Origin of the sequence: Pseudomonas brassicae (assembly GCF_010671725.1) — a bacterium.
GTDB classification, from domain to species: Bacteria; Pseudomonadota; Gammaproteobacteria; order Pseudomonadales; family Pseudomonadaceae; genus Aquipseudomonas; species Aquipseudomonas brassicae.
The window spans coordinates 51,796-64,600 of the sequence record NZ_JAAHBU010000011.1; the positions used below are offsets into that span (position 1 = coordinate 51,796).

Here is a 12,805-nt window from a genome sequence, read left to right on the forward strand (position 1 = left end):
AATTGGATAGATAAATCGCTTAACGAGCGTGCAGGGTTCCGAACTCACCACGCCGGTAACCATCTACGGCTGTGGCCAGCGCGTCCATCGAAGCGAGGGCCATCGGCCCTTGCCAATACACGGGTTGATTCAACGGAGTGCCGGAGAACAGTACGGCCTTGGCATTTCCACTCTTCGCTTGCAGGGTGACAACCCGATCCGCGCCCTTAGGAAGATTGACTGGTGCCTTCGGGTCAGTTAAATCGAAGGCCTGGCCGTCGACGTATACCTCGCCATCAATGGGCATCACGAACGCCACGTGCCCTTCGGGCACCGGAATCTTTACTTCGCTTGCGGCTTCTACGGATATGTCCAGAAGCCTTACGTCCGTAGGCAGTAACAGCGGAGAAGCCAGCCCTTCGAAGTTGCCCAACGGGACTCTGATTTTAGCCCCCGCCAGATAAACAGTAGGGACATCCTGAGCCTCCACACTGAAGACAAAGGGTGCGTCTGCCTGCCTGTCTTCGGGCAGGTTGATGAAAATTTGCAACATGTGAACGGTCTTGCCCGGCTGGGCTGGAACCTCCTCATGAACAATGCCCTCACCCGCCGCCGTCCAGTGCAAGCCGCCCGGTTGAATCACGTTGCGATTGCCCAGTGAGTCCCGGTTGTCGATGCCTGTTTCCGAATCCAGAAACAGATAAGAGACCGCTGAAAAACCTGCATGGGGATGGGGAGGAAACGTCGGTCCGCTGATCCAGGCGTGGTCCACGCCGAGAAACGGGTCGATAGGTTTCGCATTCTGGTCACCACGCAGGCTGAATGCTCGAAACTGGCTGCCGTGGTTCATGCGCTGCAAACGTGCGGTGGGGTGCATGACACAGCTCCTCAGACCCCTTGGGACATAGCTGGGTAATCGATATAGCCTTCTGCGCCTGGGGCATAAAAGGTGTCTTTGTCCGGCACATTCAACTCTACGTTGGCGCGGAACCGCTCAGGCAGATCAGGGTTGGCCAGGAAGGTACTGCCGAACACTGCGGCGTCTGCTTTACCTTCAGCGATTAGCGATTCAGCACTGTGTTTGGTCTGGCCACTGCCGATCAGGTAGCGGCCGTCGAACAGAGGGCGCAATGCTGCGTGGTAATCAAACTGGGCCCCAAACAGCGCCACGTGCAGGTAAGCAAGCTTGAGGTCGCGAAGCTGCTTGACCAGATAGGTGTAGGTTTCCTGTGGGTTGGCATCGACGATGTCGTTGAAATTCATCTCCGGAGAGATTTTGATGCCGACACGGTCACTGCCCACTTCACTCACCATGGCGGCGAGCACTTCCAGTACGAAGCGAGTGCGGTTTTCAACCGAACCACCGTACTGATCGTCGCGCTGGTTGCTGCCGGTGGAGAGAAATTGCTCAGGCAGGTAGCCTGAGGCGGCGTGCAATTCAATACCGTCGAAACCCGCTTCAATCGCCCGGCGTGCGGACTGACGATAGCCTTCAATCACCTCGGCGATTTCAGAGATGCTCAGCGCGTGCGGTGTCACGAAATCCTGCAAACCGGTGGCGGTGTAGGTCTGGCCAGCGGCCTTGATTGGCGAAGGCGCCTGAGGTTGTGCGCCTTGCGGCAGCAATGAAGGGTGAGACACACGTCCGCAATGCATCAGTTGCATGAAGATGCGACCGCCACGAGCGTGCACGGCGTCGGTGACGTTCTTCCAGGATGCAACTTGTTCGGCGGTTTCGATACCGGGTGTGCGGACGTAACCTTTGCCCAGAGCAACCGGGAAGACGCCTTCGCTGATGATCAGCCCGGCAGAGGCACGTTGTGCGTAGTAGATGGCAACCAGTTCACTGGGCACACCGGCATCATCGGAGCGCGAGCGGGTCATGGGTGCCATCACCATACGATTGGACAGTGTGTAGCGGCCTAGCTGGACTTGTGAAAAAAGAGAGTTCATTTCGGTGCTCCTCAAGAGTGATGTGGCTATGATTGATCAATTATGATTTCGGGATAAATCCTATAAAATCGAAATGACTAATCCACTAATGGGATAATTATTTGGAATTTCTCAACGACATGGCGCTGTTTGTCGAGGTGGTGAAGGCGCGCAGTTTTACCCGTGCCGCAGAAACACTGGGGATACCCAACTCGACTTTGTCACGGCGCATTAGTGAGCTGGAGAAAGGGATTGGCTTGCGACTTCTGCACCGCACGACACGCAAGATCGAGCCGACTGAAGCGGGTCAGCTGTATTTTGAGCGCTGCAAACGGATCGTCGATGAAGCTCGTCTGGCCCATGAGCAGTTGGGGGAAATGCTGGCCCGGCCCAGCGGTTTACTTCGCGCGTCACTGCCAGTGGACTTCGCCACTGTCTACCTGGCGCCGCTGATTGCAGCGTTTGCCCAGCGCTATCCCGGTATCAGTTTCGAATTCGATCTCAGTCCGCGCCAGGTTGATCTGGTCAGTGACCCAGTGGATGTGGTGATTCGCATGGGAGAGCCGCGAGCTCGAATCTGATCGCTCGCAAACTTGCGAGTTTGGGCCGCGGATTGTATGCCTCGCCGCGATACCTGGAGGTGTCCGGCGAGCCTAGGCATCCAGCCGATCTGGTCAACCATGAATGCCTGCGAATGCGTGGCGCAGGTGCTGACCGTTGGACGCTGTCTCGCGCCTCTGAGAATGTGGATATCGATGTGGGAGGGCGGTTTGAACTCAACAGCGTAGGCATGCTCAGGCGTCTGGCATCGTTGGATCTGGGCATTGCGATGCTGCCTGAAGGCATCGTGGCGCAGGACCTTGCACAAGGAAAACTTCGCAAGGTCTTGCCGCAGTGGCAGGCATCGCCGGTGTCGGTTTACGCGCTCACTGAAACGCGTCTGTTGCCAGCGAAAACCCAGAGGTTTATTGAGTTTCTGCGGGACGCACTAGAAAGTGCGTAGTGCCAGGGGCGAATGACCGCTTCTGCGCTGCGCCGCTCAGTCAACGTGCCACACCCCCAGCCACTGTATTTGATAATTATTCGTAGTAACATCGCCGATTCGAACACTCTCCCCCGAGCGCTTATCCGATGCCCCACACCCCGCCGGCACCGCGCATCCTCATCGTCGACGACCACCGCAAGATCCGCGAGCCCCTGGCCATCTACCTGCGCCGCCACACCTTCGAGGTGCGCACCGCCGAAGACGCCGCCGGCATGTGGGCCCTGCTCAAGCAGCAAGCGTTCGACATCATCGTGCTCGACGTACTGCTGCCCGACGGCGACGGCTTGACCTGTGCCACCAACTGCACCGGCGTCACAACACTCCAGTCATCCTGCTGACCGCCCGTGACACTACCGCCGACCGCATCCGTGGCCTGGACCTGGGCGCCGACGACTACGTGACCAAGCCGTTCGAACCGCGTGAACTGGTGGCCCGAATCAACAGCGTGCTGCGCCGCCACGGGGCCCGCCCTGCTGCACTGCCAACAACCGCCGCCACCCGCGAGTACCACTTCGCCGGTTGGCACTTCAGCGCCAGCACCGCCCTGCTCACCCGCGAAGGCACCGCACCGATCCAGCTCAGCACGGTCGAGAGCAAACTGCTGCAAGTGCTGCTCAACCACCCCAACACCCTGCTGCCCCGTGAACGCCTGATCGACCTCACGGCCGCCGACGCCGATGTCAGCGACCGCGCCATCGACCGCCAGGTCAGCCGCCTGCGCCGCAAGCTGGCCCATGACCCCAAGGCACCCGAGTTGCTGCGCACCATCTGGGGCGGCGGCTACATGCTCGCCACTGACGTCACACCGGTATGAAGCGCCTGCCCTGGCCACGCCGCATGGCGCACCAGCTCGGCCTGCTACTGTTGCTGGCGCTGCTGACTTCCAACGCCATCGCCATGCTGTTCCTGCAGCGCACCGGCAGCCTGATCCATCCGCTGTCGCGCAGCTACAGCCTCGAACGCCTGGTAAACGCACACCACGCCGCACTGGACCTCAGCGCCGCCGAAAGCGAACACTTTCTCAGCGCCATGAGCAGCGACGAAACGCGTTTCTGGACAGCCGCCAAGGCGGATGTAGAACCCTTCGCCCTGCGCCCCGAAGAGCAACGCCTGGCCACTGCCCTGCGCCAGCGCCTACAACTGCCCGCCGAGGTGCCCATCGGCATGCAACTGGAGCGCATCGGCGCGCCGACGCCCGCGCCCATGTGTTCAGCCCTGCCGGCTGGGCACCCCTGCGCCTGCGCACCAGCATCGCGCTGCCCGGTGGTGAATACCTGAATGCTTTGCAACACCCCTCCGGCGCCTACGAATGGGGCCGCGTGCTGGCCTACAGCGTGCCGGTGAGCACGGTGCCGGTGCTGTTGATCGTGCTGTTTTTCATCGGCCGCGTGGTACGCCCGATCAAGACCCTGGCCCAGGCCACCGAGCGTGTCAGCCGTGGCGAATGGATCGCGCCGCTGCCGCTGGCGGGCCCCCAGGAAGCCCGTGAGCTGACCCACGCCTTCAACACCATGCAGGCCAATATCGCCCGCCATGTCGAGGGGCGCACGCGCATGCTCGCCGCCGTCAGCCACGACCTGAACACGCCGATCACCGAGCTGCGCCTGCAAGTGGAACTGCTCGAACCAGGCCCCACCCGCGACGACATGCTCGAAAGCCTCGGCGAGCTGAATGCGATGGTGCGCGAGACGCTGGCCTTCGTACGTGGTGATGCGCAGCAGGAAGCAACCCAGACCCTTTCACTCAACACCCTGCTCGATGACCTGGCCCGCCGCTACCGCTTGATGGGCCAGCCCGTGGCCTGGCGCGGTGCGCCAGACATGCTGCTTGGCTGCCGCCCGCTGGCCCTCAAGCGCGCCCTTACCAACCTGATCGACAACGCCCTGCACCACGCCGGTGATGCCACCCTGAGCCTGCAGGCAGACGCCGCCGGATGATCCGCCTGGAGATTCTCGACCACGGCCAGGGCGTACCCGAGGCCTGGCTGGACAAAGTGTTCGAGCCGTTCGTGCAGCTGACCCGCAGCGGTGACGGGCTGGGGCTGGGCCTGGCGATTGCACGGGCATGCATCCAGGCCCACGGCGGCGAACTGCTGCTGCAAAACCGCCCACCGGCCGGCCTGTGCGCGGTGGTGCGGTTGCCCGCTGCCGTGCCTAGAAGTTGAGCGTTGCGCCCATCCACAACGTACGACCGTAGTTCACCGTGCCGTAGGTTTCATCGTCCAGGCGCTTGTCGGTGAGGTTGTTGAGCGAGGCATTGAGGGTCAGCGATTCGGTGAGGTCGTACGAACCGCCGATATCTGCGGTGGTGTAGCCCGGCGCCGGCTTTTCGTCGGTCACGGTGTTGCCGGTTTCTTCGCCGTAGTAGCTCAGCGACGCCCACGCCTGGGCACGCTCGTTGATCGCCCATTCGCTGCGTACGTTGGCCTTCTGCTCTGGCGTCAGTGCCAGCGGTGCACCGGCATTGGCGCCGCTCTTCTGCTCGGAGTCGGTGTAGGTGTAGTTGGCCTTGAGCAGTACGCTCGGGCTGATGTCCCATTGGCCATTGAGCTCCACGCCCTTGATCACCGCCTGGTCGACGTTGACACGGTCCATCACGATGTAACCGTTCCAGAGCGCCTCGGTGGTGACGGTGGAGAGCTTGTCCTTGAAGTCGTTGTAGAACAGCGTGACGCCGCCCGACAGGTCATTGCGGTTGGACCACAGCGCCGACACCTCATAGTTGGTGCTGGTCTCGGGCTTGAGGTCGGGGTTGCCGAACATCACGAAGCGGTTGCGGCGCAGGTAGGCGTAGTCCTCCACCACGGCGCGCAGTTCGGGCGCCTTGAAGCCACGGGCCACACCGCCCTTGAGCGTCCACTGGTCGGTGGCGCGCCACACGCCGTACACACGCGGGCTGGCATGGGTGCCGTACTGCTCGTGGTGGTCCAGGCGCAGGCCGGTGGTGAGGGCAAAGGTGTCGGTCACCGACCATTCGTTTTCAGCAAACACGGCCTTCTGCACCACCGAGAACTCGTAGTCGACGCGGTCGCCCAAGCCCTGGTTCCAGTCGGTCAGCTCGCTTTCGTTCCACTGCAGGCCGACGGTGCTGATGTTGTGCGCGGTGGGCACCACCAGCTTGGCGTCGAACACCGTGTTCTTCACCTCGGGTTTACGCCCGTAGATGTCGGTTTGCGCAGGCGTAGCCTTGCCTTCGCGGCTGGAGGTTTCCTGCGACAGGGCCACGTCGGAGGTCGCCCAGCCCCAGCGCCCCTGGTGCGACAGCGACCAGTGATCGCGGTTGTTTTGCTGCTCGCGGGTGGCCCAGTTGGCGCTGATGCCGTCGCCGTTCTTCAGGCGCGTGGCGCCGGCTTCGAGCAGGATGTCGTGGTCGACGGTAGGCGTGAAGGCCAGGCGCGCGGTGAGGTCGCGGTGGTCGGCCTTGCTGAAGCCATTGGTCTGCTCGATATCGTCATCGGCCTGGCGATCGAGGTAACGGCCCCACACCTGCAAGCCCAACCAGTCTTGCTTGATCGGCCCGCTGAGGTAGAACTGGCTCTGGCGCGCGTTGCCCTGGTCGCTGTGCTGACGGGCCGAGTAGTCATAGCCGATGGAGCCGCCCCACTCGGGCGAGACCTTGCGCGTGATCACGTTGATCACTCCGCCGATGGCATCCGAGCCGTACAGCGACGACATCGGCCCGCGCACCACTTCGATACGCTCGATGGCTGCGGCCGGCGGCACGAAGCTCTGCTCGTAACCGCTGTTGCCGTTGACCCGCGACTCGCGCGCGCTCTGGCGTTTGCCGTCGACCATGATCAGCGTGTAGTCGGCCGGCATGCCACGGATGGAGATGTCGGTCTCGTTGGCGCCGCCATTGACGGTCACGCCCTCCACATCGCGCACCGCATCGCCCAGGTCGCGGTACGACTTGCGCCGCAGCGCCTCGCCGTCGATCACGCTGATCGAGGCTGGCGCATCTTCGATACGCTGCTCAAAGCCCGCCGCAGTCACCACCATGTCGTCCAGCACCAACGGCACCGGCGCGGTGGGGGTCTGGGCATGGGCGACCACACTGGCGGCGGCACTGGCGATCAGGGCAGCTTTTACCACCCCGGCCAGGGAATGCAAACGATGAGAAGCAAGCATGACAGGTTCCTACGGCTCGACTTAAAAGCGAATCGTAATCATCTGCACCCCGGAAAATTGGACAAAGTGTGACAGTCTCGGCGCATGCGTAGACCACGCTGCAGGAAAAACCCATGAAAACAGTAAAAAAATAAATTAAATGATAATGATTAGTAGTAATATTCGCGCGTTTTTGTAGGGCAAATTTACTTTTCCTTGTTTTCAGCCTTTTGAAGGATCGTCCCGTCGATGCGTCGTACGTTCGTTTCGCTCTGCCTGCTGCACGCTGTGTCTCCCCTGGCCTGGGCCGATCAGTCAACTGCACCCGAGGCCTCATCGGTGGAGTTGCAGGCCACCAGCATCAACGCCAATGCCGCAGATACCGAGCGCGCCGACGGGCCTGTGCAGGGTTACCGCGCCACCCGTGCGGCCAGCGCCACGCGCACCGACACCGCGCTGCATGAAACCCCGCAGTCGGTCAGCGTAGTGCCCAAGGACGTGATCGCTGACACCGGCGCCACGCGCCTGCAGGACGCACTGGACTACGCCGGGGGCGTGGGCCGCGCCAACAACTTCGGCGGCCAGGGCCTGACCACCTTCACCGTGCGCGGCTTCACCACCGGCGAGTTCTACCGCAACGGCTTCCCGATCAACCGCGGCTACCCCAACGCACCCGATGCCAACACCATCGAGCGCCTCGAAGTGCTGCGCGGCCCGGCCACCTCGCTGTACGGCCGTGGCGACCCCGGCGGTACCTTCAACGTGGTGACCAAGCAGCCGCAGGCCGAAACCAAGGTCACCGTGGGCAGCCAGTTCGATGACCAGGGCATGCACCGCGCCACCCTCGACGCCACCGGCGCACTCAACCAGGACGGCACCCTGGCCTACCGCCTGAACCTGCTGGGCGAGGCGGCGAGAGCTTTCGTGACGATGTGGAAACCGAGCGCTACGACGTGGCCCCGGTGCTGAGCTGGCAGGTCAACGACAGCACGCGCATCACCTTCGAAGGTGACTACATGCGCAACAACCACCCGCTCGACCGTGGCCTGACCCGCCTTCTGCCCAACCAGCGCGCCAACGCCTCACGTGACACCAACGTCTGGGAAAAGGGCCTGGACAACACGCTGCACAACGACAACAACATGACCCAGGTGCGCTTCGAGCACCTGCTCAACGACAACTGGACCCTGGGCGGCGGCGTGCAGTTGCTGGATGGCCAACTGGCCGGCAACGCCGTGGAAGCCAACGGCCTGCGCGCCGATGGGCGCACCCTGGACCGCAACTTCAACTACCGCAAGCTGGAGTGGAGCGACCGCGATGTGCAGCTCAACCTCACCGGCCACTTCGACACTGCAGGGTTTGCCCACACGCTGCTGACCGGCGTGGAATACGAAGACTACGACTACCAGTCGATCATCCGTCGCTCGTCCGCCGCCTACCCGATCGACCTGTTCAACCCGGTGCTCGGCCAGCCGCGCCCGGCGCTGGACCGCACCACCACCCACGACAAGGAGAACCTCAAGACCTGGGCCTTCTTCGTGCAGGACCAGGTGGCCCTGACCGAACGCCTCAAGGCCTTGGCCGGTGTGCGTTTCGAGCGTTTCGAGCATGACTACGAAGACTACCTGAGCACCACCCGCGACTTCACCAAGGACCAGAACGCCGTCACCCCGCGCTTCGGCCTGCTCTACGAGCTGACCGACACCGTGGCGGTGTACGCCAACACCGCGCGCTCGTTCAAGCCCAACAGCGGTGCCAGCCGCGAAGGCGGCGGGTTCGATCCGGAGAAAGGCAAGTCGTACGAGCTGGGTGTGAAGTGGGAAGCGCTGGACCGCCAGCTGAGCGTGGACGCCGCGATCTACCACACCGTCAAGCAGAACGTGCTGACCGTCGACCCGGTCGACCCAGTATTCAGCGTGGCAGCCGGTGAAGTGCGCAGCCGCGGCCTGGACCTGAACATCGCCGGCAACCTGACCCCCGAATGGCGTGTGCTGGGTGGCTACGCCTACGTGGATGCCGAAGTGACCAAGGACAACACCCTGGAAGACGGTACGCGCCTGGCCAACATCCCGCGCAACACCTTCAGCCTGCTCAACACCTACGAGTTCCAGGACGGCATCGCCAAGGGCCTGGGGCTGGGCATGGGCGTGAAGTACGTGGATGACCGCGCCGGTCGCACCCTCGCCACCACCTACACCATGCAACGCTACAGCGTGGTCGACCTGCTGAGCTTCTACCAGCTCAACGAACACGTACGCCTGAACCTGGACGTGAAGAACGTGTTCAACAAAGGCTACGACGAAGGCGCGTTCAACACCTATGTGTACCCGGGCGCGCCGCGCACGGTGCAGGCAGGCGTTGCTTACACCTTCTGATACCCCTGCGTGAAACGGCGGCCCGAGCCCTTCGGGCCGCCCTCCCCTCAGTAGATATACGCCAGTCGAAACTGCAGCGAATGGTCGGTCATCGGCCCCGAGCGCACCGCCACATCGCGCCAGTACTGCCCCATCACCTGCCATTGCCTGCCCAGCATCGTGGTCGCCGACAGCCCGACCGTGCCGTTGTTGTGGCTGGTCTCCAGGGTCTGCCCGTCCAGCGTCTCGCGCGAGCCCCAGTTGTGCCGGTACGACAGCGCCACGGAGGTGGCCGGGGTGAAGTTGTAGCGCAGGTGGTTGTGCAGTTGCATCAGCGGTTCGCGGTGTGCGCCGGTATCACGCTGCTCCTGGAAGAACTCGGTTTCGGCGATCACATCCCACGTCCAGCGCTCGTTGAAGCCATGCACGTAGCCCACCTGAAAGTCCGCCGCCCAGCGGTTGTTGCTCAGGGCAAAGCCCTGGTTCTTATCGTCGCCGGTGGGCGCGGTGATGAACAGCGACCAGCCCAGGTGGCGGTTGCGCTCCATGTCGGCCAGCGTCCATACGGTGGCGCCGAAGGTGATGTCGCCGATGCCCTTGTTCTTCTGCCCGGTGGCGCCGATTTCCTGGTGACCATAGGGGATGACGATCTGCGGGTCCCAGATCAGGCCGGTGTTGAAGAACTCGGTGAAGTGCACCAGACGCAGCACCTCCACGGTCAGGTCCAGGTCAAGGTTGTCGGCGGCGCGCTTGCCGCCGCTGTAGGCGCGGTCGATGCGCGGGTTCTGCTGGTACAGCAGGGCCAGGTCGGTGCCGGCGGGCAAGGCGGCGTAGTCGCCCGAGTCGGGTTTCACGTCGGCCAGTGCCGGGGTGGCGCACAGTGCCAGGATCAGCGAGCACGGCAAGGCGCCGCTTTTGTGCAAAAGCGTTTTCATGGGGTTCACCTGTCTACCGGTTAGTTGTTATTGGAACGGGTTGAGGCTGGCCCGCTCGCACGGGCGTGCGAGCGGGCTCTGAGGGTGGATCACTGCGCCGCGGTGGCGTCGGCGGCAGCGCGCAGGTCAAGGCTGCGCTTGATGATGTATTGCTGGATCAGCTGCATCTGCGGCATGTCCAGCACGCCGGCGAAGCTCGGCATGCCCTTGCTCATGAACGCGCCGCTGACGATGCCGACGAAGGCCTGGTGCTTGTCGGCGCCCAGATAGCGCAGGTCGGGGATCACCCCGCCGCTGGCGGCATTAAGGCCATGGCAGGCACCGCACATGCCGTTGAACAGGGTGCGCCCTTGGGCGATTTCGTCTGCCGAGGCGGTCAGCGCGGGCACTTGCGGTGGCAGTACCGGGGCCTTGCGCGGCGGCGGCAGTTCACCTTTGGCGCCGAGTTTGAACACCAGCACGCGGGACTCTGGCTGCACCTTGCCCTTGTCGGTCAGAGGGCCGGCGATCAGCGGCATGATGCCGCCCCAGCCGGCCATGAACGCCACGTACTGCTCGCCCTTGACCTCATAGGTGACCGGCCCGCCGAGCACGCCGGAGTTGGCGCGGTGCTCCCACAACGGCTTGCCCTTGTCGGCGCTGAAGGCCATCACGCGCCCGTCGGAGGTGCCCTGGAACACCAGGTTGCCGGCGGTGCTGAGGGTGCCGCCATTGCCGGACTCGACGTAGTCGTGGGTCCAGGCGGCCTTCTGCTTGATCGGGTCCCAGGCGATCAGGTGGCCGCGCCAGGCGCTGCGGATCTGGTTGAGGATTTTCGGGTCTTCCGGCAGGTCGGGCACGTCCAGGCCGAAGTTCACCACCGACTTGGTCGGCAGGAACAGTGGCTTGTCGGCGGCCTTGAGCTCGGCCAGGGTGTCCTGGGCCGGGATGTACACATAGCCGGTCTTGGGGTTGAACGACATCGGGTGCCAGCTGTGGCCACCGAGGAAGCTTGGCTGCACGACCTTGGGGGCCTTGGAGTAGTCGGCCTGCTCGGTGAGGATCGGGCGCCCGGTCTTGGGGTCCAGGCCGCTGGCCCAGTTCACCTGCACGAAGTTGTTGCCCGAGATGAACTCGCCGTTGGTGCGGTCGATCACGTAGAAGAAGCCGTTCTTGGGCGCCTGCATCAGCACCTTGCGGGTTTTGCCGGCAATCGGGATATCGGCCAGGATGATCTGCTGGGTGGCGGTGAAGTCCCAGCGGTCGCCTGGGGTCACCTGGAAGTGCCACACGTATTCGCCGGTTTCGGGCCGCAGCGCCACGATCGAGGACAGGTACAGGTTGTCGCCTTCACCCTGGCTGCGGAACTGGTAATTCCAGGGCGAGCCGTTGCCGGTGCCCACGTACAGCAGGTCCAGTTCCGGGTCGTAGGACATCGAGTCCCATACCGTGCCGCCGCCGCCCCACTTGACCCAGCCGTTGCCTTTCCAGGTTTTCATGGCCTTGGCCATGGCGTCGTTTTCCGGTGGCAGTGCGGGGTCGCCGGGCACGGTGAAGAAGCGCCAGGCTTGCTTGCCGGTGTCGGCGTCGTAGGCAGTGATGTAGCCGCGCACGCCGAACTCGGCGCCGCCGTTGCCGATCAGCACCTTGCCTTTGACGATGCGCGGGGCGCCGGTGATGGTGTAGCTCTTGTTGGGGTCCAGCACGGTGTCGACGCTCCACACCTGTTTGCCGGTGGCGGCGTCCAGGGCGATCAGACGGCCGTCGAAACTGCCCACGTAGACCTTGCCCTGCCACACGGCCACGCCGCGGTTGACCACGTCGCAGCAGCCCTGGCTGAGTTTTTCCATGGGGATCTTGGGGTCATACTTCCACAGCGGTTTGCCGGTGGCGGCATCGAAGGCGTAGACGATGCTGAAGGCGCCGGTGGTGTACATCACCCCGTCGACCACGATGGGGGTGGCTTCGGTGCCACGGTCGATATCGAGTTTCTGCGTCCAGGCCAGGCCGAGGGTGGCGACGTTGTTGTCGTTGATGCGGGTCAACGGGCTGAAACGCTGTTCGTCGTAGGTGCGGCCGTGGGCCAGCCAGTTGGCGGCGTCGGTGTTGGCGTGGAGCAGGCGGTTGGCGTCGATGTTGCCTGGGCTGTCGGCGTGGGCGAGTGTGGCGAGGTAGAGCAAGGCGAGCGGCATCAAGCGTTTCATTTTTATTGTTATCCCGTGCAGGGTGGATCTTGGAGTGGCGTGTAGCGTGCCATGACGGGATTAGAGCAAAGGTGACGATGGAAAGCGCTTGCGTGTGTGCCAGTTATTTTAGATTGCGTGCCATGTTGGTGATTGTGCGGTGCCCGATGCACCCTGCATGCAGGGTTTGCGACCGCTTCGCGCTCGTTCGCTGGCAAGACCAGCTCCCACGCCCTGCGGGCAGAAGCCGATGTGTGCAGGCGCCGAAGATCCGCTTCTGGCCGCAGGCCGT

5 protein-coding genes and 4 pseudogenes are annotated in these 12,805 nt (G+C 63.2%); 4 read left to right on the forward strand and 5 right to left on the reverse strand.

The window, feature by feature from the left end:
- Nucleotides 1-19 precede the first annotated feature (19 nt).
- A complete protein-coding gene (locus tag G3436_RS01390) occupies nt 20-856 on the reverse strand; it encodes a pirin family protein (protein ID WP_163940564.1) in 837 nt (278 codons plus the stop codon).
- 11 nt (nt 857-867) lie between these two features.
- Nucleotides 868-1,932 (reverse strand): alkene reductase, encoded by a 1,065-nt coding sequence (locus G3436_RS01395; protein WP_163940566.1) that lies wholly within the window; start codon nt 1,930-1,932, stop codon nt 868-870.
- 101 nt (nt 1,933-2,033) lie between these two features.
- Here G3436_RS01395 and G3436_RS01400 point away from each other — a divergent pair.
- From G3436_RS01400 to G3436_RS01410, 3 pseudogenes are all read left to right on the forward strand, one after another.
- Nucleotides 2,034-2,914 (forward strand): annotated as a pseudogene (locus G3436_RS01400) (LysR family transcriptional regulator).
- A 128-nt stretch (nt 2,915-3,042) separates the two neighbouring features.
- Nucleotides 3,043-3,770: pseudogene (locus G3436_RS01405) on the forward strand (response regulator).
- 23 nt (nt 3,771-3,793) lie between these two features.
- Nucleotides 3,794-5,120, forward strand: a pseudogene (locus G3436_RS01410) (ATP-binding protein).
- Here G3436_RS01410 and G3436_RS01415 read toward each other — a convergent pair.
- The gene (locus G3436_RS01415) at nt 5,110-7,083 is read right to left on the reverse strand and encodes a TonB-dependent receptor domain-containing protein (protein ID WP_163940568.1); all 1,974 of its coding nucleotides are present in this window, start codon (nt 7,081-7,083) and stop codon (nt 5,110-5,112) included. The pseudogene G3436_RS01410 and the gene G3436_RS01415 sit on opposite strands and share 11 nt — an antisense overlap.
- Nucleotides 7,084-7,311: 228 nt before the next feature.
- Between G3436_RS01415 and G3436_RS01420 the strand changes: the two are divergent.
- Nucleotides 7,312-9,437: pseudogene (locus tag G3436_RS01420) on the forward strand (TonB-dependent siderophore receptor).
- Between the two features lie 47 nt (nt 9,438-9,484).
- Here the strand turns inward: G3436_RS01420 and G3436_RS01425 are convergent.
- A complete protein-coding gene (locus G3436_RS01425) occupies nt 9,485-10,351 on the reverse strand; it encodes a transporter (RefSeq protein ID WP_163940570.1) in 867 nt (288 codons plus the stop codon).
- 89 nt (nt 10,352-10,440) lie between these two features.
- Nucleotides 10,441-12,534 (reverse strand): PQQ-dependent dehydrogenase, methanol/ethanol family, encoded by a 2,094-nt coding sequence (locus G3436_RS01430; RefSeq protein WP_163940572.1) that lies wholly within the window; start codon nt 12,532-12,534, stop codon nt 10,441-10,443.
- Nucleotides 12,535-12,805 lie beyond the last annotated feature (271 nt).

Excerpts from the sequence above, each read along its gene's own strand:
- G3436_RS01415 (WP_163940568.1), bottom strand. The coding sequence starts at position 7,083 with ATGCTTGCTTCTCATCGTTTGCATTCCCTGGCCGGGGTGGTAAAAGCT.
- G3436_RS01425 (WP_163940570.1), bottom strand. The coding sequence starts at position 10,351 with ATGAAAACGCTTTTGCACAAAAGCGGCGCCTTGCCGTGCTCGCTGATC.
- G3436_RS01430 (WP_163940572.1), bottom strand. The coding sequence starts at position 12,534 with ATGAAACGCTTGATGCCGCTCGCCTTGCTCTACCTCGCCACACTCGCC.
- G3436_RS01390 (WP_163940564.1), bottom strand. The coding sequence starts at position 856 with ATGCACCCCACCGCACGTTTGCAGCGCATGAACCACGGCAGCCAGTTT.
- G3436_RS01395 (WP_163940566.1), bottom strand. The coding sequence starts at position 1,932 with ATGAACTCTCTTTTTTCACAAGTCCAGCTAGGCCGCTACACACTGTCC.